Source organism: Candidatus Acidiferrales bacterium, from assembly GCA_035934015.1.
Lineage (GTDB): Bacteria > Acidobacteriota > Terriglobia > Acidiferrales > UBA7541 > DAHUXN01.
The window spans coordinates 66,451-92,375 of the sequence record DASYYH010000003.1; the positions used below are offsets into that span (position 1 = coordinate 66,451).

Annotated in this window: 12 protein-coding genes; all 12 read right to left on the bottom strand. The window is 60.2% G+C overall.

Annotated features, from left to right (window positions below; translation table 11 throughout):
- Positions 1-36: 36 nt before the first annotated feature.
- The 12 genes from VGR81_00595 to VGR81_00650 all read right to left on the bottom strand — a co-directional run bounded on the left by VGR81_00595 (position 37) and on the right by VGR81_00650 (position 25,910).
- The gene (locus tag VGR81_00595) at positions 37-1,053 is read right to left on the bottom strand and encodes a DUF2268 domain-containing putative Zn-dependent protease (GenBank protein HEV2287430.1); all 1,017 of its coding nucleotides are present in this window, start codon (positions 1,051-1,053) and stop codon (positions 37-39) included.
- Positions 1,054-1,155: 102 nt separating this feature from the next.
- Complete coding sequence (locus tag VGR81_00600; protein ID HEV2287431.1) at positions 1,156-1,614, bottom strand: recombinase family protein; 459 nt, start codon at positions 1,612-1,614, stop codon at positions 1,156-1,158.
- A 53-nt stretch (positions 1,615-1,667) separates the two neighbouring features.
- The gene (locus VGR81_00605) at positions 1,668-4,112 is read right to left on the bottom strand and encodes an ABC transporter permease (GenBank protein ID HEV2287432.1); all 2,445 of its coding nucleotides are present in this window, start codon (positions 4,110-4,112) and stop codon (positions 1,668-1,670) included.
- 313 nt (positions 4,113-4,425) lie between these two features.
- Positions 4,426-7,092: an ABC transporter permease gene (locus VGR81_00610; GenBank protein HEV2287433.1), complete on the bottom strand. Its 2,667-nt coding sequence runs from the start codon at positions 7,090-7,092 to the stop codon at positions 4,426-4,428.
- 189 nt (positions 7,093-7,281) lie between these two features.
- Positions 7,282-9,741, bottom strand: a complete 2,460-nt coding sequence (locus VGR81_00615; protein HEV2287434.1) for an ABC transporter permease — start codon at positions 9,739-9,741, stop codon at positions 7,282-7,284.
- Between the two features lie 72 nt (positions 9,742-9,813).
- The gene (locus VGR81_00620; protein HEV2287435.1) at positions 9,814-12,303 is read right to left on the bottom strand and encodes an ABC transporter permease; all 2,490 of its coding nucleotides are present in this window, start codon (positions 12,301-12,303) and stop codon (positions 9,814-9,816) included.
- Between the two features lie 21 nt (positions 12,304-12,324).
- On the bottom strand, positions 12,325-14,787 hold the full coding sequence (locus tag VGR81_00625) for an ABC transporter permease (protein ID HEV2287436.1): 2,463 nt from the start codon (positions 14,785-14,787) through the stop codon (positions 12,325-12,327).
- A gap of 135 nt (positions 14,788-14,922) precedes the next feature.
- Positions 14,923-17,385, bottom strand: coding sequence for an ABC transporter permease (locus VGR81_00630; protein HEV2287437.1), 2,463 nt, complete (start codon positions 17,383-17,385; stop codon positions 14,923-14,925).
- Between the two features lie 15 nt (positions 17,386-17,400).
- On the bottom strand, positions 17,401-19,857 hold the full coding sequence (locus VGR81_00635; protein HEV2287438.1) for an ABC transporter permease: 2,457 nt from the start codon (positions 19,855-19,857) through the stop codon (positions 17,401-17,403).
- A 104-nt stretch (positions 19,858-19,961) separates the two neighbouring features.
- Positions 19,962-22,358 carry a transferrin receptor-like dimerization domain-containing protein gene (locus tag VGR81_00640; protein HEV2287439.1) on the bottom strand — a complete coding sequence of 799 codons (2,397 nt, stop codon included), beginning with the start codon at positions 22,356-22,358 and terminating at the stop codon, positions 19,962-19,964.
- A 559-nt stretch (positions 22,359-22,917) separates the two neighbouring features.
- A complete protein-coding gene (locus VGR81_00645) occupies positions 22,918-25,551 on the bottom strand; it encodes an ABC transporter permease (GenBank protein ID HEV2287440.1) in 2,634 nt (877 codons plus the stop codon).
- On the bottom strand, positions 25,548-25,910 hold the full coding sequence (locus VGR81_00650) for a PadR family transcriptional regulator (protein HEV2287441.1): 363 nt from the start codon (positions 25,908-25,910) through the stop codon (positions 25,548-25,550). The genes VGR81_00645 and VGR81_00650 overlap by 4 nt, the downstream gene beginning before the upstream one ends.
- Positions 25,911-25,925 lie beyond the last annotated feature (15 nt).

Consider the following 25,925-nt stretch of genomic DNA (forward strand, 5'->3'; position numbering starts at 1 on the left):
ACAACGTGTAACAGACACCCAGTTTTGTGTCAAGCCCTATTTTTTGAGGTTTCGGCTGGCGCTCGCCTGCGCGAATTTGTCCGCGTAGTGCGAGTCGCGCAGCAGCGCGGAAAAATCGCTGACGGTCAGGATGTCGCGCAGGGCTTGGCGCTTGTCCGTGGCGCGATCGTAATACGCCTCGCAGATGCGATAGCCCATGAAATAGCCGAGGTCTGCGGGACGGTCCTTGCTCTTATCGCCCTGATAGAGCCAGTGCGAAAAGTCCGTGCCGTTCATTTCCCCTCTGAATTCCTGCCACAGCTCCCCCTCATGTGCGTTGCCATAGGCGTAGATATTCTGGTTGATGCTCTGCCCCGAAATCATCTTGCCGACAAAATCCGCGCTGCCTTCGATGATGCTGGCAGCGATCAGCGTCTTAGGGTTGTTCGTTGTCTGCTGGTAATGAATCAGTTCGTGCGCGACGATTCCCGGCAACTGGTCCGGCGGGCCAAGCACAGCCTTCAGCCAGTTATCCATCTCACCCATATCCGTAGTCGCCGTCTTGGCGTGCATTTCAAGGCCGATCAGCAAGCCGCTCGCGCCCGTGGTGCCGCCGGAATTCATCCTCCCAACAAGGAAGTACACATCCGGAAAAACCGCGTCGCCGTAAAGTTCCTTAAGCTTGCGGAAGCTCGCGCGCATCGCCGGCTCCATCGGCGCAATCTGCGGAGTCACGTCCTGCAGCCCAGCGTAATACTTCGGATGCATGTCGATGGCACGCACAAGATTGGCCGCCGATTTGATGCGCGCGTCTATAAAGTCCTTCAGCCCCGGGCTGCCCTTGTCGAGATATTCGCGCTGATAAATCGCGGCCTTCTCCTCGTCGGTCGTCGCGTGCGAAGCGAGCGCATAAGCGTGCAAAAAGTTGCCGAGGTCCGACGTGACAAATTTCGCCGCGTCCGGATTCTGGTTCAGCTTCGCGCCTGCACCCGCATCCTGCGCACGGCCCGTCGGGGACACGGCGAAAATTGCCATCGCGAGCGCCGCCACGGCATATTCTCTTAGGGCTTTCATCTTCTCTCCGCGGCGCGCCACAGATTGCATGACGTGGCTCCGAATCCCCTCGTTCCCGGGCGGCTGCCGCTCGCGCTCGTCACTTTTCACTTGTCACTGCCTTCAAGAATTCCATGCCACGCGCCCGAGTTCCCGTCGGCGCTCCAGCCACGCCTCGCCGTTGAAAATCTGCGGCGTCTCTTCGATCAAGCGCGGGAACACATTGAAGATCGTGAGCGGCGTCCACGGCTTCCCTTCCCGTGTCAGCGAGCCCGAGCGATTCAGCTCTTCGGCCATGCGCTGCAAAGAAATATCCTGGACGATCAGCTCCATCATCGTGTTCAGCGCGCGCATCTCGACGGGATCTTCTTCGAGGTGCGCGCAGTCCGGCGCAACGCGAAATCCGAAAGGCACTTCGCGCAGCCCGCGCGGTGCCACGCGCTCGCTCACGGGCTCTTCTTGCGCAGACTCGCGTTCCCATTCGAGCGCCGTCAGCCGCCATCCCGTCGCATACTTCCGCTGCATATCTTCGAGGTCGAGTTTCCCTTGAATCAGTTCCCGCACGCGTTCAATCCTGGCCATCGTCTTCTCCTTTCGTTTCTCTCATCACTTGTCACTCGTCACTTGTCACTGCTTCACTCGTATCTCAGCGCCACCATCGGATCCACTTTCATCGCCCGCCGCGCCGGGATGTAGCACGCCGCGAGCGCCACGCCGCACAGCAGAATCGCCACGCCCGCGAACGTCAGCGGATCCGTCGCGCTCACGCCAAAAAGCATCCGCGACATCAGCCGCGTCAGTGCCAGCGCACCAACGAGGCCGATTCCGACGCCCGCCAGCGCCATGCGCGCGCCGTGGCCCAGAATCAGCCGCAGCACATCGCCGCTTTGCGCACCCAGCGCGACGCGAACGCCGATTTCGTGCGTGCGCTGCCCGACGAGATACGAAATCACGCCATAAATCCCCACGCACGAAAGCGCCAGCGCCAGTGCCGCAAAAATTCCCAGCAGAATCATCGAAAATCGCTGCGCGGCATACGACCGAGCCACAACAGCGTCCATCGTCGAGACGTTGTAAATCACTTCGCGCGGATCCATCTCCTCGACCGCGCTCCGCACCGGCCCCATCGCCTGCCCCGGATCGCCATTCGTGCGCAGCACCACGACCACGCCGGTCGCAACCAGCCGCATGATCTTGTCGGGAAGCTGCATGAAGGGATAGAAAAACTCCGCTTCGAGCGCCGACTTCGGGTCCGCGCCGAGCCCCCACTGCTTCACGTGCCTCACGACGCCGACGATTTCCGCCTGTACGCCAAACGTCGCCATGTTGATGTGCTTGCCGATCGGATTTTCGCCGGGAAAAAATTCACGCGCGAAGACATCGTCAACGACGATGGCAATCGGCGCATGTTCGTCGTCCTGCGCCGTGATGAACCGCCCGCGTTCGAGCGTGATGCCCATGGCTTTCTGGAAGCCGGGCCCAGCCAGAGTGAAGAGCGACTGATGCATGTCGTTGAGTTCTGCTGGCTTCGGCTGGCCCTCGATCCAGAAAAATTCCGAGGAGTCGTGCTGCATCGGCCGCGAACCCAGCGTCGCGGACACAGCTTCCACGCCTGGAATCGCCATCATTTTGTCGTCGAATTGGCGCAATCGCGCGCGCGTTTCGGCGGTTGTCGTCGTGGGCGAAGCAGGCAGCGACAGGCTGAACGTAATCGCGTGGCTCGGATCGAATCCCGGATTGACGTGCCACAGCGCCGCAAGGCTGCGAATCATCAGTCCTGCGCCCACAAGAAGAATCAGCGCCATGGCCAGTTCGCCGACCACAAAAACTCCCTGCAGCCGGTGGCGTGCGCCGCTCGAACCGCGCCCGCTTTCTTTCAAAACTTCCTGCAAATCCGCGCGCGCAGCTTTCAGCGCCGGCGCGAGTCCGAAAAAGATTCCAGCGAAAAGCGACAGCAGCAGCGTGAAGAAGAGCACGCGTGCATCGAGAGAAATCTCGTTCGCGCGCGGCAGCGTTCCCGGCAGCGCGCCCAGCACCGCTCTCGTTCCCCAGTAAGCGATCAAAAGCCCCAGCGCGCCGCCCAGTCCGGCCACCAAGCTGCTCTCTGTCAGGAGCTGGCGAACAATTCGCCCATTGCTCGCGCCCAGCGCCGCGCGAATGGCAAACTCGCGCGACCGTCCCGTCGCCCGCGCCAGCAGCAGATTGGCCACGTTGACGCACGCAATCAGCAGCACGAAGCCCACCGCACCGAGCAGCACCAGCAGAAACGGCCGCACATTCCCGACCATGTCCTGCTTCATCGAAACGACTACCGCGCCGACTCCTTTGTCCGCATCCGGATAAGCCACTTCGAGATTGTGCGCCACGGTCGAGAGGTCGGCTTGCCCTTCGGAAACGGTCACGCCGGCCTTCAATCGGCCAATCATCCCGGAGCTGAAAACGATGCGGCGGTCGCGCAGCATCGGATCGCTCCACTGCCCGACGGGTATGTAGACGTCGCGGTCAGTTCCGTAGAAAGTGAAGCTCGGAGGAATCACGCCGATAATCGTGTACGAAGCGCCGTTCAGCACGATCGATTTGCCGATAATATCTGGCGAAGAGGCGAATCGCCGCTGCCACAGCCCGCCGCCGAGAATCACCACTGGCGCTGCGCCAAGCTGATCATCCTCGGGGCGAAACGCGCGGCCCAGAATCGGATTCACGCCGAGCGTCGAAAAAAAACCGGCAGAAATCTGATAGCCGCTCAGGCGTTCCGCCATCCCTGCGCCGGTGTAGTTGTAATCTTCGTTGTGATAAAACGCGATGGATGAGAACGAATGATTCTCGCGCTGCCAATCCAGAAAATTTGGATAAGCAATGGAAACATGGTCATATCCCGGAGCTTTTCCATAGAGCGTCGCAAGCTCCTCCGAATGCGGATACGGCAGCGGATTGAGGAGCACGCCATTGACCACGGAAAATAGAGCGGTATTCGAGCCGATGCCCAGCGCCAGCGTCAGCACCGCAATCGCCGTGAACCCCGGCGACTTCCCCAGCATGCGCATCGCGTACCGAATATCCTGCAACAGCGTGTTCATCATTCGACCCCAACCAGTTTTGTATTCATCATCGCATTTCGGTATCGCGCATCGCTTGCTCGCCTTGCTTTCGGCGCCTTGGCGAAGCTAGCGAGCGGCCGCTGCCTCCGCCACTCGCAAGGTTTTTGTAGGGGCGAGGCTTGCCTCGCCCGGGCGGGTCTAAAGACCCGCCCCTACAAAATCACTCGCCACGCAAGCATTGGAGCTATTTTCATCCTTCACCGCACCGAACCCGTGATTTTAGCGCAGACAGTTCACCACCATCGCTCTTGCAGTCGCTTGCTGACCACTGGCCACTAACCACTGACCACTTTTTTCACTCGTATCTCAGCGCCACCATCGGATCCACTTTCATCGCCCGTCGCGCCGGAATGTAGCACGCTGCCAGCGCCACAGCCGTCAGCAGCACGGCAACACCAATCATCGTCGCCGGATCGTCGGCGTGAATGTCGTAGAGCATCGTTTGCAAATAGCGCGTCACGCCCAGCGCCACGCCAACTCCCACCGCCGCTCCCACAATCGCCAGCGCGATTCCCTGCCCCACCACGAGTCGCAGCACATCACCCTGCTGCGCGCCCAGCGCCATGCGAATCCCGATTTCGCGCGTGCGCCGCGAAACTTCATACGACAGCAGCCCGTACAATCCGATGCACGCCAACACCAGCGCCAGCACGCCGAAAAACCCCGAGAGCTGCGCAATCATCCGCTCGCTCAGGAGCAGTTGGTCGATCAGTTCCGTCTGTGTGTGCACCTCGAACACCGGCAGGTTGCTGTCCATCTGGCTCACAGCGCCGCGAATCGCCGCAGTCATCGCCGTGGGATTCGTCCGCGTGCGCACCTCGAAACTCACTCCCGATCCGCTCGCCGGAGAATAGACCATTGGCGCGACCGGTGTCCGCAGACTGTCATACTTCGCGCTGTTCACCACGCCGACAATCACGTATCCGGCGCTGGCCCAATCTCCCGTCGCGGGATTGGCTTCGCGCTCGCCGAAGTGCAGTCCTAGCGGATTCGTCTTCGCCAAATATTTTGTGACGAACATCTTGTTCACAATCACCGGCACCGGTGCCTCATGTCCTGCCGCCGCGTTGTTTGCTGCGCCCGGCGAACTCGGGGCTGCTAGTCCCGCTTCCGCCGCCCCTGCCGCTGCAACTCGTACGTCTTCCAGTTCCCGCGCCACTTCCGCCTGAGCGAAATCGGCCGAATTGAAATTACGTCCCGAAAGTAGCCGCATCTGCATCGTCGCGAAAAAATTCAACCCCACCGCGAAGCGATCGACGTCCACTGTCTGTCCCTTGGGCGTTCCGGGAAGATTGACATCCTGACTCCAAGAGTCGCCGCTCAAAAGCGTGCTGCTCGAATAGCTGACTCCTTCGACTCCCGGCAGCGCCGCAATGCGCTCCTGCAAATTGGCGTAGAACGAATCGATTTGCGGCGTTTTGTATCCGATGAGCGTCGGGTTCAGGGCGAACGTCAGCAAATTCTGCGTGTCGAATCCCGGATCCACGCTCTTCAGATTTCGCAGCGTGCGCACCAAAAGTCCTGCGCCAACGAGCACCACCACTGCCAGTGCGACTTGCGTCACGACGAGTCCGTTTCCGAGGCTAAGCCAACGCCCGCCCGCGCGTCCTTCCGCCGCCGAACTTCGCGCGCCTTCTTTCAGCGCCGGCGTCAAATCCACGCGCGTCCCGCGAAATGCAGGCGCAAGCCCAAAGACAATTCCCGTCAGCACTGACGCCGCAATTGTGAACGCCAGCACGCGTCCGTCAATTCCCACGTTGAATCCAAACGCGCGATCCGAACCGCTGGTGAAAAATGAAATCACCGCCTGCGTGCCCCACAGCGCAAATAAAATTCCCAATCCGCCGCCAACCACGGAAAGAAGAATGCTCTCGGTCAGCAACTGGCGAATGATTCTCCCGCGTCCCGCGCCCAGCGCCAGACGCACGGCCATCTCTTTTTGCCGCGCCGTGGCGCGCGAAAGCAGCAATCCTGCCACGTTCGCGCAAGCAATCAGCAGCACGATGCCCACGGCCATCATCAGCACGTACAGGAGCAAAGCAAGATCCGTCGTTCCGCCCGTCAGCGCCTCTTGCGCTGGCAGTGCCGCGACCGTGGGATCATCCGCTGGCTTCGAGAGCGGCTTCGCACCGTGCAGCATTTCATTGCGGAAAAGCGTCGAGACCTGAGCCTGCGCTTGCATGCGCGTGACGCCCGGCTTCAGGCGCCCGATAATCACCAGCCACCAACTGTAAATATCCGTCGGCCGATCCTTTACATACGGCGCCGGACTTAATTGCGGCAGCGTGGAAAACGGAATCCACGCGTCCTTAACATTCCCCGGACTCAGGCTGTCGAATCGCGGGTCGGCCACACCGATAACCGTAAACGGGACGTTGTTCAGCCGAATGGTTTTACCGATCGCCGAAAGCGAGCCGCCGAATTCCGTCTGCCAGTAGCCGTAATTCAGCACCACGACTGGTGGTGCCGAGACCGAATCATCGCCCGGCGCAATCAGCCGACCCGCTGCCGCGCGCACGCCCAGCAACGAAAAATATTCGCCGGAGACAGCTTCCGACCTGAGCACGCTCGCCGTCCCGTTGCCACTGACGTCCAATTGGCCGCCAGCTGCGAAAGCGGCGACGCTCGAAAAGCCGTCCACATGCGCGGCGACGTCGTGAAAAAATGGCTCGGAGAACGAGCAGCTCGACGACGGGCCATTGCTCTCGCGGTGCTGCGTGCAATCGCCGTAACTGCTGCTGCTGTGCATCCCCGGCGAGTTCCGCGCGCTCCATTTCAACACCACGACGTGCTGCGCGTCCTGAATCGGCAGCGACCGCATCAGGATGCCGCTGATCATGCTGAAAATCGCCGTGTTCGCGCCGATGCCCAGCGCCAGCGTGAGCACGGCAATCACCGTAAACGCCGGCGACTTCGCCAGCACGCGTATCCCGTAGCGCAAATCCTGAATCAGCGTGTTCATGTGTCCATCTCCTGTGAAGCTCAATCGAAATAACACGCAAAATGTTGCGATTAGAAATTGGCCCAAGCTTTATTTACAAGCACTTACGAGCAATTCTAATTTCGACCCTGTGGCGATTAGAGATTAGAGATTTCGTTTTTTGTTCGCTCCATCGTGCTCTGACTTACCCTAAGGAGACCGAAACGCGATCTACTCGTGCCGCAGCGCCACCATCGGATCCACCCTCATCGCCCTCCGCGCCGGCAAGTAGCACGCCGTGAGGGTCACCGCTGCCAGCAATGCGGCTACGCCTCCCCAAATCGCGGGATCCACTGCGCTCACTCCCACCAGAAAATTCCCTACCACGCGCGACGCAGCCAGCGAGCCAAGCAGGCCCACTCCCAGGCCGCAAATGACCAAAATAATTCCCTGCCGGAAAATCAGTTTGCGAATTGCTGCCGGCTGCGCTCCCAGCGCCATGCGGATTCCGATCTCATGCGTGCGCTGGCTCGCTGCGTACGACACCACGCCGTAGACTCCCACAAGCACCAGCGCGAGGCCGAGCAGCCCAAGTGCCGCGGCCAGCGCCGCTCCCAAACGGAAAATCAGAAATCCCTGCCCGGACCCCAGCGCATCGTCCATGGTTTGCACGTCGAAGACCGGCAGCGCGGGCGCAAGGCTTTGAATTTCCTTCTGCGCTTCCGCGGCCATGCTCCCCATTCCACTGGCCGTGCGGATTTGCAGCGTTTGAAAGGAATCGTAATTCTGAGCCAGCGGAACGTATATGTAGGGCTCATCGTGTTCAAAGAGCGATGCATAGCGTGCGTCTTTGACGAGTCCAACGATGTGGTATGTCTTCGGCGGCTTATCGGTCGTGGAGAACGTCATGCCGATGGCGTCCTCATGCGGCCAGAAACGCTTGGCCATGGCCTCGTTCACAATGGCCACGCGCTCCGCCTTTTCATCATCCGAGTCTGCAAACGCTCGCCCGCGCACCAAAGGCATGCGCATGGTGGCGAAGTATTCCGGCGAAACGATGTTGTTGCTCACCGCCGGCGCTGGCTGGCCCGCAGGCGGCGTGTAACCGGGCACGTTGATCGTCATTGATGTGTACGTCGCGCCCATCGGCACGGAAAACGCCAGGCTCGCCGATTCGACTCCCGGCAGCGCGCGCGTGCGGTCGAGAAGCTGCTTATAGAACTGCTTCCCTTGCGCTTCGCTGTATCCGACTTCATTCGGGTCCATGGTCAGGTTCAGGACGCCGTGCGGCTCGAATCCCAGGTTCATCTTTTGCTCTTCCTGCAAGCTGCGCGTGAAAAGCCCGGCGACAATCAGCAGCATCAGCGAGCCCGCAATCTCCGCCACCACGAGCACGCTGCGCAATTTCTGGTGCGCGCCCGCGACGCTGCGCCCGCCTTCATGCAGCACTTCATTCAAATCGCTGCGCGCCGCGCGCACCGCCGGCACGATGCCGACGATGACGCCCGTCAACGCCGCCGCGGCAAAGGCAAACGTGAAGACGCGCCAGTCGAATCCGAAATTCAGCAGAATTGGCAGGTCCATGTGAAAATTGATCGAGCTGATCATCGCGCTGCCCCACATGCCCATCACGATTCCCGCGCCGCCGCCGAGAAGCGCCAAGATCAGGCTTTCCGTCAGCAGTTGGCGGATCAACCGCCAGCGCGTCCCGCCGAGCGCCGCGCGAATGGCCATTTCGCGGTGCCGCACCGTGGCGCGCACGAGCAGCAGATTCGCCACGTTGAAGCACGCCAGCAGCAGCACCATCGCCGCCAGCGCCAGAAAGAGCGCCGAAACAGCAATGATGGGATTGTTCGGCAGCGGCGCGGGCCTCGCGAGCAATTCCGGGAACACGCTCAGCTTCAAATCCTTCTCGTCCTGCGGATGTTCCTCCGCAAGCCGCCGCGCAATGACGTTTATCGCTGTTTGCGCCTGCGCCACGCTCACGCCCGCCTTCAGCCGCCCATCTACGAGGAACTCCTTCGCGTTTCGATCCGTCATGAAATCGGTTTTGAGATCGCCCTCAATCGTGGACATGCTGATGGGCAAATATGCCTGCATGTCCGCGATGGAATTCAGTCCATGAAACGATTCCGGCGCGACTCCCACCACCGTGAACGCATGGCCATCCACCGACACGCTTTCTCCCACTACATTCCGGTCGCTCCCGAAGCGGGTTCTCCAGTAGTCGTACCCAAGAACAATCACCGCGTCGGCGCCAACCGTTTGTCCCTCCGAAGGCAAAATGAGCCGGCCGAGAAAGGGCTTTACGCCGAGCACGGTGAAAAAATTCCCGGTCACAAAACTCGTCAGCACATGGTCCGCATGGCCGTTGACGCTCAATCCATCAAGCCCGACTCGATACACCAGCATGTCCGAAAATGTGCTGGCGCCCTGCTGGCGCAGGTCCTGGTATTCCGGATAGGAGAGAAACTGCGACATGATTTCATTCTTCTGCTGGCGCGCGAGAACTGTGATTTGCGCGGGGTCTTTCACCGGCAGCGGCCGGAGCAAAAAGCTATTCACAACGCTGAAAATCGCCGTGTTTGCGCCGATGCCCAGGGACAGCGTGAAAATGGCGATGACCGCAAACGCCGGCGATTTCTTCATCACGCGCAGCGCGTATTTGATGTCCTGAATCAGAGTCGTCATTTGTTCCCTCTCAATCGTAGGGGCGCGGCCTGCCTCGCCCGGGCGGGTCTAAAGAGTCGCCCCTGCAAAAGCTCACTCATAACGCAGCGCCACCATGGGATCGACCCGCATCGCGCGCCGCGCCGGTATATAGCACGCCAGCATCGCCACAAACGTCAGCAGAACAGCCACCGCCGCGTACGTCGCTGGATCCGCAGCCGACACGCCAAAAAGCGTCGCGGCAATCAATTGCGTCAGCCCGAGCGCCGCGATTGCGCCCAGCGCGACGCCCGCCGCAATCAGCTTCGCGCCGTGCCCCATCACCATCCTCAACACGTCGCGCTGCTGCGCGCCCAGCGCCATGCGAATGCCGATTTCATGCGCCCGCTGAGTCACCAGATAAGACATCACGCCGTACAATCCCACCGCCGCGAGCAGCAGCGCCAGCGCCGCAAAACAACCCAGCAAAAACGTTTGCAGCGTATTACTCTGCATATTTTCCGCGATGAGTTCATTCATGGTGCGAATGTGAAAGATCGCTAGCGAGCCGTCCAGTTCATTCACTTGCCGCCGCACCGAACCGAGCACGCTCGCCGGCGCAACCGCTGTCTTCAGCGACACGAAGCCGCCAAAATGCGGAAATTGGAGATCTTCCGCGAGAGGGCTGTATGCCTCTGGCGAAGCCTTCTCGCTGATTGCCCCCTGCTTTTCATCGCCCACGACGCCAATCACGATGGATGGCACTCCGCCCTCAGGATCCGTATACCATTTCCCGATGGGATCCTGTCCTGGCCAGAATGTTTGGGCCATCGTTTCGTTGATTACCACGCGGAAGCTTAAATCCGGCGGGACTTGCACCTTGGTCGTGTCTTTTACGTTTTTGTAAAGCGCATCAACCTTCGCCGCAACCTCGGCTCCGTTCTGTTCGTCCTGCTCCGTGAAGGTGCGGCCTTCGCGGAGCGGAATCCGGAACACACTGAAATAATCCGGCGTGACCCAGTTGTGTTCGACCAACGTCTGCGCCAGCGCCGGATTCGTATTTCCAGCGGCCTTAATGTATCCGTTATCCTGGCCTTGCAGCGCGATTTCATTGGAGATCGCCGCTTCCTTCACGCCGGGAATCTGCTGAACGCGCGTCATCAGCTCCTTGCAAAATGTCGCGCGCGCATCGGGCGTGCTGTATTTGGCGTCCGGCAAATTCAGGCGGAAGGTCAGCACATTTTTGGGATTCACGCCGATATTTGCCGAGCGCATCTTCGCGAAGCTGCGCAGCAGGAGTCCCGCGCCAACCAGCAGCGCCAGCGACACGGCAATCTCCGCGACGATCAGCGTATTGCGCAACGCTCGCCCGCTGCTCGTGGCGCTGACCACGGCGTTGGCGCTGGATTTCAGCTCCTCGCTCAAATTCAAGCCGGAATTCTGCAGCGCCGGCGCCAGGCCGAACAAAATCCCCACGAGCAGGCTCACGCCAATCGTGAAGAGCAGCACAGTCACGTCCAACTGTACTGGATTGACGCGCGGGATCGGCAGCGTCTCCGCCGATTGCAAAAACGCGACGCCCCACGACGCGCCAAGAAGACCGACCACGGCTCCAAACAGAGAGAGCAGCACACTCTCGGTCAGCATTTGTTGCGCCAGACGCCAGCGGCTCGCGCCCATCGCCGCACGCACAGCCATTTCTCGCTGCCGGCTCGTCGAACGCGCCAGTAAAAGATTTGCCACGTTTGCGCACGCCACAAGCAGCACCAGGGCCACGGCGCCAAGCAGGATCAGCAATTCGCTGCGCGAGTTGCCGACCAGCCGCTCCTTCAGCGGCAAGACGATCGAATGCTCGATGTCGTCGGCAGTTCTGTATTGCTTGCTGATGCGCGTGGAAACGGCCAGCAATTCGGCGCGAGCCTGCTCAATGCTTACGTCCGGTTTGATTCGTGCAATGGCGCTGGCCCAGTGTGAGCCGCGTCTGTGCATCAGTTGTGAGTTCATGTCCGTCGGCGTCCAAATGTCCGTCGCCGCGGGATAATTGAACCACTGTGGCATCACGCCAATCACCGTATAGGGCTGATCGTTCAGATTGATCGTCTTGCCTACCGCCGCGAGCTGCCCGCCGAAGTGCCGCTGCCAGAAGCCATAGCTCAAAATGGCGACATTGTTTTTACCCGCCGCATCTTCGCCCGCGGCAAAAGTTCGTCCCATCAGCGGCGAAACGCCGAGAGTCGCAAAGAAATTAGCCTGCGTCGCACACACTGTCGCCGATTCCGGCGTGCCTTCCCCGCTGGCGCTCAAACCCTGCGGATAACCGAAGAGACTCATCGAAGCGAAGCTCTTGCTCTGCGCCTGCCAGTCGAGATAATCCGGCCCGTCGAGCGGAAAGTTGCCGGGTGCGTTTTCCGTTTCGCGCAGCGCTACGAGCTGCGCCGGATTCTTGAATGGCAGCGGCTCGAGCAGCACGGAATTGATCACCGAAAAAATCGCCGTGTTCGCGCCGATGCCCAGCGCCAGCGTCAGCACGGCAATCGTCGTGAATCCCGGCGATTTCGCCAGCATGCGCATCGCGTAACGAATATCTTGCAGTAGCATGTTCATCTCTCGGCTCCCTTCACTGCCTTACTCGTACCGCAGCGCAATCATGGGATCCACATTCATGGCCCGACGCGCCGGGATGTAACACGCCGCGAGGGCCACGAACGTCAGCACGACGGCGACGGCCGCAAACGTGAGCGGGTCCGTCGCGCTAACGCCATAAAGGATTCTGGCCATCAGCCGCGTCAGCGCCGCAGACGCCGCAAGGCCAAAGGCCACGCCGATCACCGCCAGTAACGCCGCCTGCCCCATCACGATCTTCAGCACGTCGCCTCGCTGCGCGCCGAGCGCCACGCGAATTCCGATTTCATGCGTTCGCTGGCCGACGATGTAGGAAATCACGCCGTAAATTCCAATGCTCGAGAGCACCAGCGCCAGCGCGGCAAACACGGCGAGCAGAATCATCGCGAACCGCCGCGAGGCCAGCGACCGCGAAATGATGTTGTCCATCGTGTCAGGCTGGTAAAAAACAGCTTTGCTGTTGAAGTCATGCACCGCACTGCGCACCGCGCCAGTGAAACCCTCGGGCGCGCCGGCGGTGCGCACCAGGAATCCACTCGAGGTGAAGAATGCCTGCATCAACTGGTCGGGAAGCTGCAGCGTCGAGGTGTACATCTGCGCTTGAACGGGCGCGCCTGCGTTTTCGTCGAGGCCGAATTGCTTGGCGTGCGCGACGACGCCGACGATTTCCAGTTGCTTGTAAACCAGGTCGAAGTCCAGCCGCTTGCCGATGGGGTCCTGATTGCCGAAATACTTGCGCGCGAGATTCTCGTCGATGACGCAAACGCCGGGGGAATTCCCCGTGTCCTGAGGGCCGATGAAGCGGCCCCGCAGCAGCGGGATTTTCATCACTTTCAAATAGTCCGGGCCGACGCTGTACCACAGCGCATCCGGCATGCTGTTTTCGTTGACGGGCTTGGGTGTGCCGTCAACCCAAAACGGCAAATCGTTTTCCGCGGACATGGGAACCGCGCCGTTCATCAGAGAAACCGCCTCGACGCCGGGGATCGCGGCAATTTTGTCCGTGACCTGAAGGAGACCGGCGCGAAGCTCGGCGGCGCTGGCTCCGGCGAGCGTAGAAGGAAAGCCGACGTCGAAGCTCAGCACGTTGTGCGGATCAAATCCGGGATTGACGCTCCAGAGGCCCTCCAGCGTGCGAATCGTCAGTCCCGCGCCAACCAGCAGCACAACCGCCAGCGCCATTTCCACCACAACAAAAATTCCCTGCGTGCGGTAGCGCGCACCGCTTCCGCCGCGGCCACCTTCCTTCAGCGTTTCGTGCAAATCGGGACGCGAAGTCTTCAGCGCGGGCGCAAGTCCAAAGAGGATCCCTGCGAGCAGCGACACGGCGAGCGTAAACAGAAGCACGCGCGGATCGATGCGCACATCATTCGCACGCGGCAGCGTGCTCGGCAGAATCGAAAGGCCGGCGCTGGTTCCCCACGCAGCCAGCAGCAGGCCGAGCGCGCCGCCGCAGAGCGCGATGAGCATGCTCTCCGTGAGCAGTTGCCGGACGATGCGTCCTTGGTTCGCTCCCAGCGCCGCGCGAATCGCAAACTCCCGCGCGCGCCCCGTCGAGCGCGCCAGCAGCAGATTCGCCACGTTCACGCACGCAATCAGCAGCACAAATCCCACCGCCGCCAGCAGCACCAGCAGAAACGGCTGTATGTCCTGAACCATTTTCTGCTTCACGGGCGTGACGCCGATGCCGCGATCTTTGTCCGCATCCGGATACGTTGCCGCCAGACTGCTGGCCACTCCGGCCATGTCCGAGCGCGCTTGCGTGAGAGTGACTCCGTCCTTAATCCGGCCCACGGCGTAAATTCCGGGATGGATTTTGCGGTTGGCGAAGAGCGGATTCTTGACCGCGCTGAGCGGCACGTATACGTCGCCAGGGCTGAAATTTATATTCCGGCAGCAGAAATAGAAATTCGAGGGGAGGACGCCGACGATGGTGTAGTCAGTGCTGTCGAGATTCATGGTTTTGCCGATGACGTCGCGCGAAGAAGCGAACTTGGATTTCCAGAATGGCGCGCTGAGAATCACGACGGGCGCGGCGCCAGCCTGGTCTTCCGCTGGAGTGAAATCGCGGCCGAGGGCCGGAGCAACGCCGAGGGTTGAAAAAAAGTTGTAAGCCACTTGCGTGGCCGAGACGCGCTCCGCGTCGCTCTGCCGCGTCCAGTTCAAGCTCTGAAAAGACTTGTAGCCGGCGAGCGAAGAGAAAGAGTGATTGTCGTGGATCCAGTCGGACAAGTCAGGATAGGAAATGGAGCCCTCGCCAAAGTCGGGAGCGGTGCTATCGACCGTGACAATCTGGTCGGGATGCGGATACGGCAGCGGATTCAGCAGCACGCCATTCACCACGCTGAAGAGCGCGGTGTTCGCGCCAATCCCCAGCGCCAGCGTCAGAATCGCAATCGCCGCGAATCCGCGCGATTTCGTCAAAATCCGCACCGCGTAACGAATGTCTTGAAGCAAAGTGTTCATCGTTTATCTCCAGTGATTGCTCAATTCATCCGCGTCTTTTCCCGCCACTCGCCACTTTTTTTCCTCACTGCCGACGCAGTCGTAGGGGCGAGGCTTGCCTCGCCCGGGCGACCCAAGGGTCGCCCCTACAGAAACTCACTCATAGCGCAACGCCACCATCGGATCCACGCGCATCGCCCGCCGCGCCGGAATGTAACACGCCAAAAGCGCGACGACCACGAGCAGAAGCGCGACGCCGATGAACGTCACAGCATCCGTTGCGCTGACGCCAAAGAGCAAGCTCGACATCAGCCGCGTCAAAAACAGCGACGCGACGATGCCGACCGCGACGCCGATCGCCGCGAGGCGCAATCCCTGCGCGAGCACCAGCCGCAGCACCTGACGCGGCTCGGCGCCGAGCGCCATACGAATGCCGATTTCATGCGTCCGCTGCGTGACGGAATACGAAATCACGCCGTAAATTCCCACCATAGCGAGCAGCAATCCGAGCGCGCCGAATGCAGCCAGAAGGAAACTTTGGAAGCGCGGCGACGCGACAGAAGTCGCCACGCGGTGCTGCATCGTCTCCACACTCGAGATCGGCTGGTCTTTGTCGAACGACCAGATTTCCCTTTGCGCGGCGGAAATGACGGCGGCGGGATTGGCCTTCGTCCGCAGAAACAAGTCGATTTGAAAACCAGACTTGAGCGCGTCAGAAAAATCGGATTGAAAGAAAGAGGCGTAGATTTCAGGCCTGGGCGCGGCGCGCGGATTCCAGTCGCGCGCGTTGCCCGCCACGCCGACAATCTCATTCCAGATTCTATTGTGCTTCGCGTCCTCGTCGCCCATCCAGATGCGTTTGCCGATGGGACTCTGCGCGCCGAAAAACTTCTGCGCCAACGACTCGTTCACAATCACCGCACGCGCGGAATTGAGCTGATCGGCTTCCGTGAATTCGCGCCCTTGCAACAGTGGAATCCCCATCGTGTGGAAGTAGCCGGGCGCGGCGCTCGCCCAATCCGCGGTCAGTTTCGCGCTCGGATTTTCCGCAGCTCCTTCGATGGCGAATTCAGCTTCGCCGTGGCTGCCGGAAAGCGGGCCGCCGTTGGTTGTTGCGCAAGCCGATTCGACTGCGGAATTGCTTCGGAATCGGTCCGTGAGCGTGCGCACATAGGAAAACAGGTCTTGCTCTGTCTTGAATTTCGCCGCGGGCATATCCAGTTCGATGGCGAGAACGTTTCGCGTGTCGAAACCAAGATTCACGCGCAACAGACGAGAGAGGCTGCGCAGAGCGAGCGTGGCGCCGATAACCAGCACGAGCGCGAGGGCGATTTCCGTGACGACGAGAATCTGGCGCAGCGGATTGTGGCCGGAGCTTGATGCGCCGGTTTGCGCGCCGGCGGCGCTCTCTTTCATCGCGATGGTCAGATTGTTGCGCGAGGAAAGAAATGCAGGCGCAAGGCCGAAGAGCAGCCCGGCGAGAATCGAGACGCCGAGCGTGAAGAGCAGAACGCGCGTGTCAATAGTGACTCTGTCTCCGCCGAACATCATCACGCCGACGAGCGGCTTGAGCGCGACGACACTCCACTCCGCGAGCAGCAATCCGCACGCACCGCCAGCAAGCGCCAGCATCAGGCTTTCGACAATCAACTGGCGCACGAGCCGCGCGCGCGTCGCGCCAAGCGTCGAGCGAATGGCCAGCTCGCGCCGCCGCGCCCAGCCGCGCGACAAAAACAAGTTGCCGACATTGGCGCAGGCGATCAGCAGGACGAAGCCGACCGCGCCGAGCAAAATGAAAAGCGGCGTGCGCGAATCGCGCGTCATATCCTGGCGCAGAGAATCGGCGCGGAAGCTCCATTCCTTGTCTTCTTTGGGATACGCCTTGGCAAGACGCGCGGCGATGCCGTCCAGTTCTGCTTGCGCCTGCGCAATCGAGACGCCCGGCTTCAAGCGCGCCATCACCGGAATCCCGTGATTCCCGCGCTGCGACAGTTCCTCCTGCGATGGTGCGAAAGGCGTCCAGATATCGACCATAGCGGGAGAAAACATGATTTTCGGAAGCGGCGGCATGACACCGACGACTTGATACGGTTTGCCGTCGAGCATGATGCTTGTCCCGACGATATGCGGATCGGAGCCGAATTGCGTGCGCCAGAGCGCGCCGCTCAGAATCGCTTCGCGATCCGCGCCGGGCTGCATTTCGGCCGGCAAAAACGCGCGGCCATAGAGCGGCTTGATTCCCAGCATGGAGAAAAAGTCGGAGGTGACTGTCGCGCCGTCGAGCTGCCGCGGCGTGCCGCGGCCGGTGAGATCCACGTTCGAATATTGGAACGGGACGACGGCGGAAAAGGATTTGCTTTGCGAACGGACGTCGATGATGTCCGGAAGCGAAAGACCGAGATTCCAGAAATCGAAAAATGTGGCGTGCGCGTGGATATTCACGAGTGTCGAGGGATCGTTGAACGGCAGCGGCGCGAGCATGGTGGTATTCACGACGGAGAAAATCGCGGTATTGGCGCCGATGCCGAGGGCGAGCGTGAGCACGGCGACGGCAGCAAAGCCGCGCGATTTCGCGAGAGTGCGGATGGCGTAGCGAATATCCTGCAGCAATGAACTCACGTTCTCCTCCCTGCGTTACTCATAGCGCAGCGCGATCATGGGATCCACCCTTGTCGCCCGGCGCGCGGGAATGTAGCAAGCGAGCAGCGCGACGAAAACCAGGACGATTGCAGCGCCGCCGAAAGAAACCGGATCCGCGGCGCTGACGCCATAGAGCACGCTTTGCATCGCGCGCATGAGCAGCAGGCCCGCGACGATGCCGGCGGCGGCCCCTGCAAAAGCGAGCTTCGAGCCCTGCCGCAGCACCAGACGCAGCACATCCCCGCGCTGCGCGCCGAGAGCCATGCGAATGCCAAATTCATTGGTGCGTTCGGTGACGCTATAGCTGATCAACCCATAAAGGCCGACGGCTGCGAGGACGATCGCCAGCACGGCGAAGACCGCGAGCAAATTCGTGGCGAAACGCTGCGGGCCAAGCGAATCGGCGATGCGCGCGTCCATGGTTTCCATGTTGGAGACGGGCAGTTTCGCATCCACATCATGGACCGCCTGACGGATGGCTGCGTCGCCCGCTGCCGTGCTGCCGCTGGTTTTTGCGATCAAATATCCAAAGGACGCCTGGCTTTGATAGACCGGGTAATAATACGAGCCTTTTCCCGCAGACATCGAGATGCCCACGGATTGCTCTTCTCCAGCAAGCGTGGTGAAGCGAATGTTACCGACGATGCCGACGATCGTGGCCCAGGGCGAGTTATTGCCGTTCCTGATTTGTTTGCCGATGGGATCTTCGTTGGGCCAGTAAGTTTTCGCGAGATTTTCGTCAATGATGGCGACGGCCTGCGAGCCTTTGCGGTCATCATCGGTGAAATAGCGGCCCTTGAAAAGAGGAATGCCAAGGGCTTTGAAATAGCCCGCCGTCACGATGCGAATCGCGCCATGCGGGCCGGGATCACCGGGAGATGTGGGCCGGCCCTGAATATTGAAAGATGATGTGCCGTCGTTTCCCGTGAAAGGAAGCGGAAATCCCCCGCCGGCAGCGACAACGCCTGGGGATTGAGAGAGACGGTCGAGTACCGTCTGGAAAAATGCTTCTTGCTTGTCCTGTGTGTTGTACTGCGCGTTGGGCAAAGAGACGCCGGCCGCGGTCACATTCTGCGGGCTGAAGCCGGGATTCACGTCGCTGATGCGCGAGAGGCTCTTGAGCAGGAGCGCGGTTCCGGCGAGAAGCACGAGGCCGAGAGCAAGTTCTCCGGCGACAAGCACGGCGCGAAAACGCTGGCGACCACGGCTGCCGGTCGAGGAGCGGCCGGATTCGCGCAGGGCGTTATAAGGATCGGCGTGCGACATGTGCCAGGCCGGGACCGTGCCGAAAATCAGGACGGCGACGAGACCGGCAATGACGGTGAAGGCCAGCACGTAGCCATCGAGCGAAAACGTCAGGCCGCTGGACATTTCCTTGGGCGCGGCGAAAAGAAGCGCTTGGAGGCCGAATTGCGCGACAAAAAGCCCGGCGAGAATTCCCAGTACGCCGAGGCCAAGATTTTCGCAGAGGGCTTGCGTCATCAGGCGCGCACGCGATGCGCCCAGCGCGGCGCGGACGGCAAGTTCCTTCGAGCGCCCGGCGGCCTTGGAAAGCAGAAGTCCGGCGATATTGGCGCAGGCGATGAGCAGAACGAAGGCGACGGCGGCGGTGAGAATTACGATGGGCGTGGTCAGGTTGCCGAAGACGTAACTTGTGAGCGGCATGAGGAACATGCCCCACTCCGCGGTTTTTGCGAAATTTGTCGCGGGATTATCGAAGACGCGCTGCATGAGCACACGCATGTAGGCATTGGCTTGCGAAAAGGAAACGCCGGGCTGCAGGCGCGCGACGGAGAGAAAGTTTTCGTTGAAGGTGTTGTCAACGGCGAACGCTTTGGGATCGAGGCCCATCGGCGCCCACAGATCGGTCTGCGGATTCGGCCAATGAAAATTGGCGGGCATAACGCCGATGATGCGATAGGGCTGCTGATCGAGCTGAATCGCGCGGCCAACGGCGCCGCGATCGCCGCCGAACCAGCGTTGCCACGCGCCATACGAGAGAATAATTTCGCGATTGGCGTTCGGCTGATCTTCCTCTTTGGTGAACGTGCGTCCGGCAATGGGCCTGGCGCCGAAGACGTCGAACCATTGCCAGGTGACCAGCGCGCCGCGCAGCCGCTCGGGATAATCGCCGCCGGTGTAGTTGAAGCTCGCGCCTGTTTCCAGAGCGGCGACGGCGAAGATGTTCTTGCTGTCGCGCACTTGCGCGTAGTCGGGAACGGAGACGACGATATTCTTCAGGCCGAGCTTGTTGTAATACGCGCGCTGCACGACGACGCGATCCGGCTGCACGACGCCCGGCGGATGCAGGAAAAGCGTGTTGACGACGGAGAAAATCGCCGTGTTCGCGCCGATGCCGAGTGCCAGCGTGAGGATGGCGACGGCGGCGAAGGCGGGAGATTTGACCAGCGCGCGAAGCCCGTAGCGAATGTCTTGCAGCAGCGTATTCATCGTTCACCTCCGCAGGCCATTTCAAGCTGGGCTCGACTTCTTCGCTCAGTCGCCATGCCGGTATCAGTAGCAACCCTCTGCACGCTCCACTCTGCGCCGACCTCTTATCGCATCAGAGCAGCCGCGCGTTGAACCAATTGCGCTTCAGTCTGCAACACACCAGCAACCTTGACAATGTTTTGCTGTGCCTCGAGCCATTGTTTTTGCTCAATGGCCTCGCGCACAGCCGGCATCGTCTTTGCCACGTATCCGGTATAAAAACCAGGCGCGTAAAGCTGGTGTTTGTACCAGGGACGATTGGGCAAGCCGGAATCAAGCAGGAGCTTGCGCTCGCTCTGGATCAATAGCGCGTTCACCTGCTCGAGAACGTTCGCGTTTACGGTGTTTCCGCGCACAGCGACGGCCAGATCGTAATGCTGCGCGGCCCGCGTCAGTTGCTCGACGGCATTATCGAGCGCGGAAAAATCCAACGCCTGACCTGGCGGCAAAATCTGCAGTTTGGGCGCAATGGTCGGATGCAGTGGATCGTTGACATTCCGATAGACGCCTTCCTGCAGTTCCCTGTTCGTCTCTTCCATCTGCTCACGCGTGCTGCGGTCGAGTTCTTTGAGTTGCGTGACGTAGAGCTTCACCGTATCGGCCAAGCTCGTGAAGTTGAAGGGCAAAAGGTCGGCATCGGCCATGCGCATTACCGCTGTTCCGACGGTCTGCGCCAGGGTGCGTTCATACTTAAAACCGGGATCTCCGAAATGTGAGAAATGGTAGAAATCATCGTAAATCGAGTGATACACCCCATACTCATCCTCTCCTGCGTAACCCATGTTCAGTGAAGCAATGCCAAGATGGTCCAGAAAAGGAGTGAAATCAGACCCTGAACCGGACGCGCCAATTCGCAAATCAGGCCGTGTGCGCGCTTCGCGGCGATACTCAGCGAGCGGTTGATTGACATCCTCGTCATCACCGTCATACGCAAAACCTTTGCCCGTCACAATCTGAGACGCCTGCGCGCGTTGCCACACACTCACATTGACCTCTGGGTCTTGAACGTCGCGCGCGACGCCATTGATGAATGGCTCGAGCGTGTGCGAACCATCGACAACCAGGAATCCGCGTCCGTTCCCATCGGTGTTAACATACATGACGGCTTTTTGTTGCAACTCCGCGGCATGCGTCTCGGCATATTCGGTTGAACCGAACAAACCCCACTCTTCGCCGTCCCATGAGCCATAAATGATCGTGCGTTTCGGTCTCCAGCCTTGCTTCAGGAGTTCGCTATATGCGCGCAGCTCCTCCATTTCCGCAACTTGCCCGGCGAGTGGATCGTCGGCGCCGTTGACCCAGCCGTCGTAATGATTGCCACGGAGAATCCACTCATCCGGATACTGCGAACCCGGAATGCGCGTGATGACATCGCGCACGGGTCTCAGTTTCCAGTCAAAAGTCACCTTCAGATGAACCTTCGCAGGCCCTGGGCCGAGGTGATAGGTTATCGCCAAACCGCCACGCATGTGTTCTGGCGCCAGCGGCCCGCCCAGAGCGCGCAAGAGCGGTTCAGCATCGGCATAACTGATGGGCAGCGTTGGGATTTTTGTGATTACCGAGATCGTCTTAAGATCAGGAATCGGGCGGTTCGGATCGGTAGCGCCGACGCCTGGAGTAAGCGGATCACCGGAGTAAAGCGTTAAATCCATCAAAGACCCGCGTTGCACGGCATCTGGCGGCCGATACCCGCCCTTGGGAAAAACGTCCCCTTGGAAATAGCCATCATCGCGTGGGTCCGAATAGATGATGCAGCCTACCGCGCCATGCTCCGCCGCAACTTTCGGCTTCATACCGCGCATTGAGTCACCGTAACGTGCAATCACAATTGCACCTTTCACAGAGACTCCGAGCCGCTCCAATTCCTCATAATCAGCGGGGACGCCGTAGTTCACATAAACGAGCGGCGCGGTCACGTCGCCATCAATGGAGAAGGCGTTAAATGTAGGCAACTGCTCGTCCTGCTGACTTGACGTCGGATCCTGCGCCACAGCGGGTTCACGCAGCTTCGCGGTGAACCGCATCGGCTCTTCAAGTTCGAGCACGCGCTCCTTCGGCCAGGGTGCCAGAGCGTAATAGGTCTCTATGTGTGAATCCAGTCCCCAAGATTTGAACTGATTCATCAGCCACTTGGCATTACTTTCGTCCCAGGGCTGTCCAACGGCGTTTGGGTGCGCTGAGAGCCGCTCTAGGTAACCGCCCGCCTTTTCGGCGCTCGGAATGCTCTGAAACTTTGCTTCCCATTGGCGCTCACTGTCCGCATTTTTGAAATTGTAGCCGGCTATTGACGGCTGCTGGCTGGAGTCTCTATGCGGCGCAAGGAGGCTCGAATTGACTGCCGAGAAAAGGGCAGTATTCGGGTCGATGCCGAGTGCCAGCGTGAGGATGGCGACGGCGGCGAAGGCCGGAGATTTGACCAGCGCGCGAAGCCCGTAGCGAATGTCCTGCAGCAGCGTATTCATCGTTCACCTCTCAAGTACAGTGACGAGTGACCCGCCTACGCCAAACAGTCTAACCGCACATGCCGCAAAAGCCTCGTGTCAGCCCGCAAATTGCGCGGCCTGGACGTGAGCTACAAATTCGCACAGCTCGCAGGCGAGTTTACATCGCGAACGAACATGACCGAGCACCCCATCAAAGAATAGAGATGCTCCGCAGGACGTATGCCGAAGACATTTTGCGTATTACGCTGATAAAACAGATGTTAGAGGGACAAGACGGCGAGCTTGCGCGTTCGGTATGTCCATTTGCGGGAGAGCGTGTCGCGAAAACGAACAATGGTTCCGGAGGCTGGAAGCTTGAAGCTAGAGGTTGGAAAAAGCGGATTTCGAGGGTATAGCCTCGCCCGCCACAACGGGCAAGCCTGGGCGGGTCTCCCACCCAAACGCTTAAAGACCCGCGTTTCCCGGCCCCCGCCCAAAAACCTCGCTCCTAGGAAGGCACGTTCGCCTCTTCGCGCCAGTCGCCACTACTTTTACGGTTGCTTGCTAACCACTGGCCGCTGATCACTGACCACTCTCTTCATTCATAGCGCAGGGCGACCATCGGATCGATGCGCATGGCGCGGCGCGCGGGAATGTAGCAGGCGGCGAGGGCCACGAGCATGAGCAGCACGACGACGGCGATGAACGTGAGCGGGTCTTTGTCCCGCACGCCGTATAGAAATTGGGCGAGCAGGCGTGACACGGCGAGCGCGGCGGCTATTCCAATGGCTGTGCCGATGAGGACGGCGCGCATGCCTTGGCCGATGACGAGACGAAGAACGTCGCGCGGTTGCGCGCCGAGGGCCATGCGGATGCCGATTTCGTGAGTGCGCTGTGCAACCACGTAGGCGAGCACGCTGTAAATGCCAACGGATGCGAGCACCAGCGCGAGAATACCGAAGAGTCCGAGGAGGATGGAGCGGAAGCGTGCGTCACCTTCGGAGTCGGAGACGAAAGACGTCATCGGGCGAACGTCCTGCACGGGAAGAGACGAATCCATATCGTGGATTTGCGCTTGTAGAGCGCTGGCAAGCGAAGAGGGGTTGCCGCGAGTACGCAGCACGAACACCATGACCCACCACTTCTCTTGCGTGTAGGGGAAGTACATCATCGGAGTAGGCGCGTCGGCCATGGTCTGGTCCTTTACGTCGCCGACGACACCCACGATTCGCGCGTTGTAAGGCATACGGAGGCCACTGATTTGAAGGCTCTGCCCAATCGGATCCTGGTGCGCAAAATAGCGGCGCGCGAGCTCCTGGTCGATGATGACGATCGCTGGGGCGTTCGGCGCGGTGTCGGCTTCTTCGAATTCGCGCCCGCGAAGAAGCGCCATGTGCATCACGCGAAAATAATCCGGCGTGATGTCGTGTGCTTGCGCAATCGGCGACTGGCCGGGCGGAAGAGGCGGAGCGCCAACGACGCTGAAACCGTAGCCGAACGCCGATCCGGTGAAAGGGACGGGCAGTGCGGCCGCAGCATCTTCAACGCCGGGAAGATTTTTCATACGGCCGACGGCCTGGCGGAAAAATGCGTTCCACTGTTCGGGCATGCTGTATTGCGCTTTCGGAAGCTCGACGGTGGCGACGAGGACATTCAGCGGATCGAAACCCGGACTCGAATGTGTGAGCAGATAAAAACTTTTGAGCAGCAAACCGGAGCCGATCAGCAAAATCATGGCAAGAGCGACTTCCACGACGACGAGCGCGTTGCGCGTCCAGCGGCGCCTCGCGGAGCCCGTTGAGCCGCGGCCGTTTTCGCGGAGAACTTCGTTGAGGTCGATTTCGGAGGATTGCCAAGCGGGCGCAAGGCCGAAGAGAACTCCAGCAAAAATGGAAAGTGCAAAAGTGAACGCCAGCACCCAGCCATCGACACTAATGTCGCGCAGGTGCGGGAGATCGGCGGCGGCGAATGACTTAATCGACGCTACTCCGCCATAGGCGAGAAGCAAGCCGGCAATGCCGGCGCAAATTCCGAGGAGCACGCTTTCGGTGAGAAGCTGGCGAAAGATGCGCGCGCGTCCAGCGCCGAGAGCAACACGCACAGCGATTTCCTTGGCGCGGCCCGTGGCGCGCGCGAGAAGAAGATTGGCGATATTCGCGCAGGCGATGAGCACGACGAGGCCCACGGCGCCGAGCAGGATAAGCAGGACGGGCTGAGCGTCGCCGACAACCAGACGCTTGAGGTTCGAAACATGGAGGACTTCGGTGGGATCGAGCAAATTGCCGTATTGCTTGAGCATACCCTTATATAGGGAGTTCAGCTCGGCTTCGGCCTGCGCGTCCGTGACGCCGGATTTCAGGCGTCCGATGAAAGAAAGAAAACGCCCCTTGCGGATTCCGATGATGGATGCATAGTCGGGACTCTGCATGGCGGGAATCCAGAATTCGCTGGGCGGGCTCTGGTCGGGATAACGAAAATCCGCCGGCATGACGCCGACGACGGTGAAGGGTTCGGAATCGAGCTGGATGGATTTGCCGATGATGTTGGGGTCTGCGCCGAGCTGATCGCGCCAAAATCCTTCGCCGATGACCACGACAAGACCCGCGCCTTTGACGTCGTCCTGAGATTCGAGCGTGCGGCCAAGGAGGGGCGGGGTACCCAGCGTCGTGAAGAGTCCTGAACTGGTGATTGCGCCGTAAACGATCGTGGGAGCGCCGTGGCCGGTGAGCGTCATCTGGTTGGAGGCATAACCGGCCACAGCGGAGAAGGATTTCGCGTCACGCTGGTAATCAAGGATATTCACGTAGGATTCGCTGCTTTGAATCGAAGAGCTAAGCGGGACGCGCGAAGAGGTTTGGCTGACGACCACGAGCTGATTCGCGTTGGAGTAGGGCAGCGGCTGCAAGACGACGGAGTTCACGATGGAAAAAATCGCAGTGTTCGCGCCGATGCCAAGAGCGAGAGTAAGAATTGCGACGGCAGCGAAGCCGGGAGATTTGCGCAGCATGCGCAGACCATTGCGAATGTCCTGCACAAGCTGTTCGAGCCAGAGCGTAGTCCACACGCCACGCGTGTCTTCCTTCACTTGTGTGACGTTGCCGAACTTGCGCACCGCGGCGAAGCGCGCCTCTTCCGGAGACATTCCACGATCGATGTTGTCTTGCGTCTCGCGGGCAATGTGCTCGCGAATGTCGTCATCGAAGTCCTGCATCATTTCCTTGCGGCGATTCATGGTTCGCCCTCCTGTCGCGCGGGCCGGAGAATCTGCGCAATCGCGCCGCTGAGTTTCTGCCACTTGCCGGTTTCGACCGCCAGTTGGCGGCGGCCCAGTGGAGTCAGCTTGTAGAATTTTGCGCGCCGGTTGTTTTCCGAAGTTCCCTTCTCGACGGAGATCCATCCTCGCCTGATCAGCCGGTGCAGCGCGGGATAGAGCGAGCCTTGCTCGACCTGCAGCACTTCATCGGAGTTGAATTCGATGGCTTTGGCGATGGCGTGGCCGTGAGCCGGGCCGAGAAGCAAGGTCCGCAGGATGAGCATATCCAGCGTGCCCTGCAGGAGTTCGACGCGGTCGTTCTGTTCTTTAGTAGACATTCTAGGTGACAATAC

Bases quoted from the DNA above. Each gene is read 5' to 3' on its own strand.
- VGR81_00595 (HEV2287430.1), bottom strand. From the start codon at position 1,053: ATGAAAGCCCTAAGAGAATATGCCGTGGCGGCGCTCGCGATGGCAATT.
- VGR81_00600 (HEV2287431.1), bottom strand. From the start codon at position 1,614: ATGGCCAGGATTGAACGCGTGCGGGAACTGATTCAAGGGAAACTCGAC.
- VGR81_00605 (HEV2287432.1), bottom strand. From the start codon at position 4,112: ATGATGAACACGCTGTTGCAGGATATTCGGTACGCGATGCGCATGCTG.
- VGR81_00610 (HEV2287433.1), bottom strand. From the start codon at position 7,092: ATGAACACGCTGATTCAGGATTTGCGCTACGGGATACGCGTGCTGGCG.
- VGR81_00615 (HEV2287434.1), bottom strand. From the start codon at position 9,741: ATGACGACTCTGATTCAGGACATCAAATACGCGCTGCGCGTGATGAAG.
- VGR81_00620 (HEV2287435.1), bottom strand. From the start codon at position 12,303: ATGAACATGCTACTGCAAGATATTCGTTACGCGATGCGCATGCTGGCG.
- VGR81_00625 (HEV2287436.1), bottom strand. From the start codon at position 14,787: ATGAACACTTTGCTTCAAGACATTCGTTACGCGGTGCGGATTTTGACG.
- VGR81_00635 (HEV2287438.1), bottom strand. From the start codon at position 19,857: ATGAATACGCTGCTGCAAGACATTCGCTACGGGCTTCGCGCGCTGGTC.
- VGR81_00640 (HEV2287439.1), bottom strand. From the start codon at position 22,358: ATGAATACGCTGCTGCAGGACATTCGCTACGGGCTTCGCGCGCTGGTC.
- VGR81_00645 (HEV2287440.1), bottom strand. From the start codon at position 25,551: ATGAATCGCCGCAAGGAAATGATGCAGGACTTCGATGACGACATTCGC.
- VGR81_00650 (HEV2287441.1), bottom strand. From the start codon at position 25,910: ATGTCTACTAAAGAACAGAACGACCGCGTCGAACTCCTGCAGGGCACG.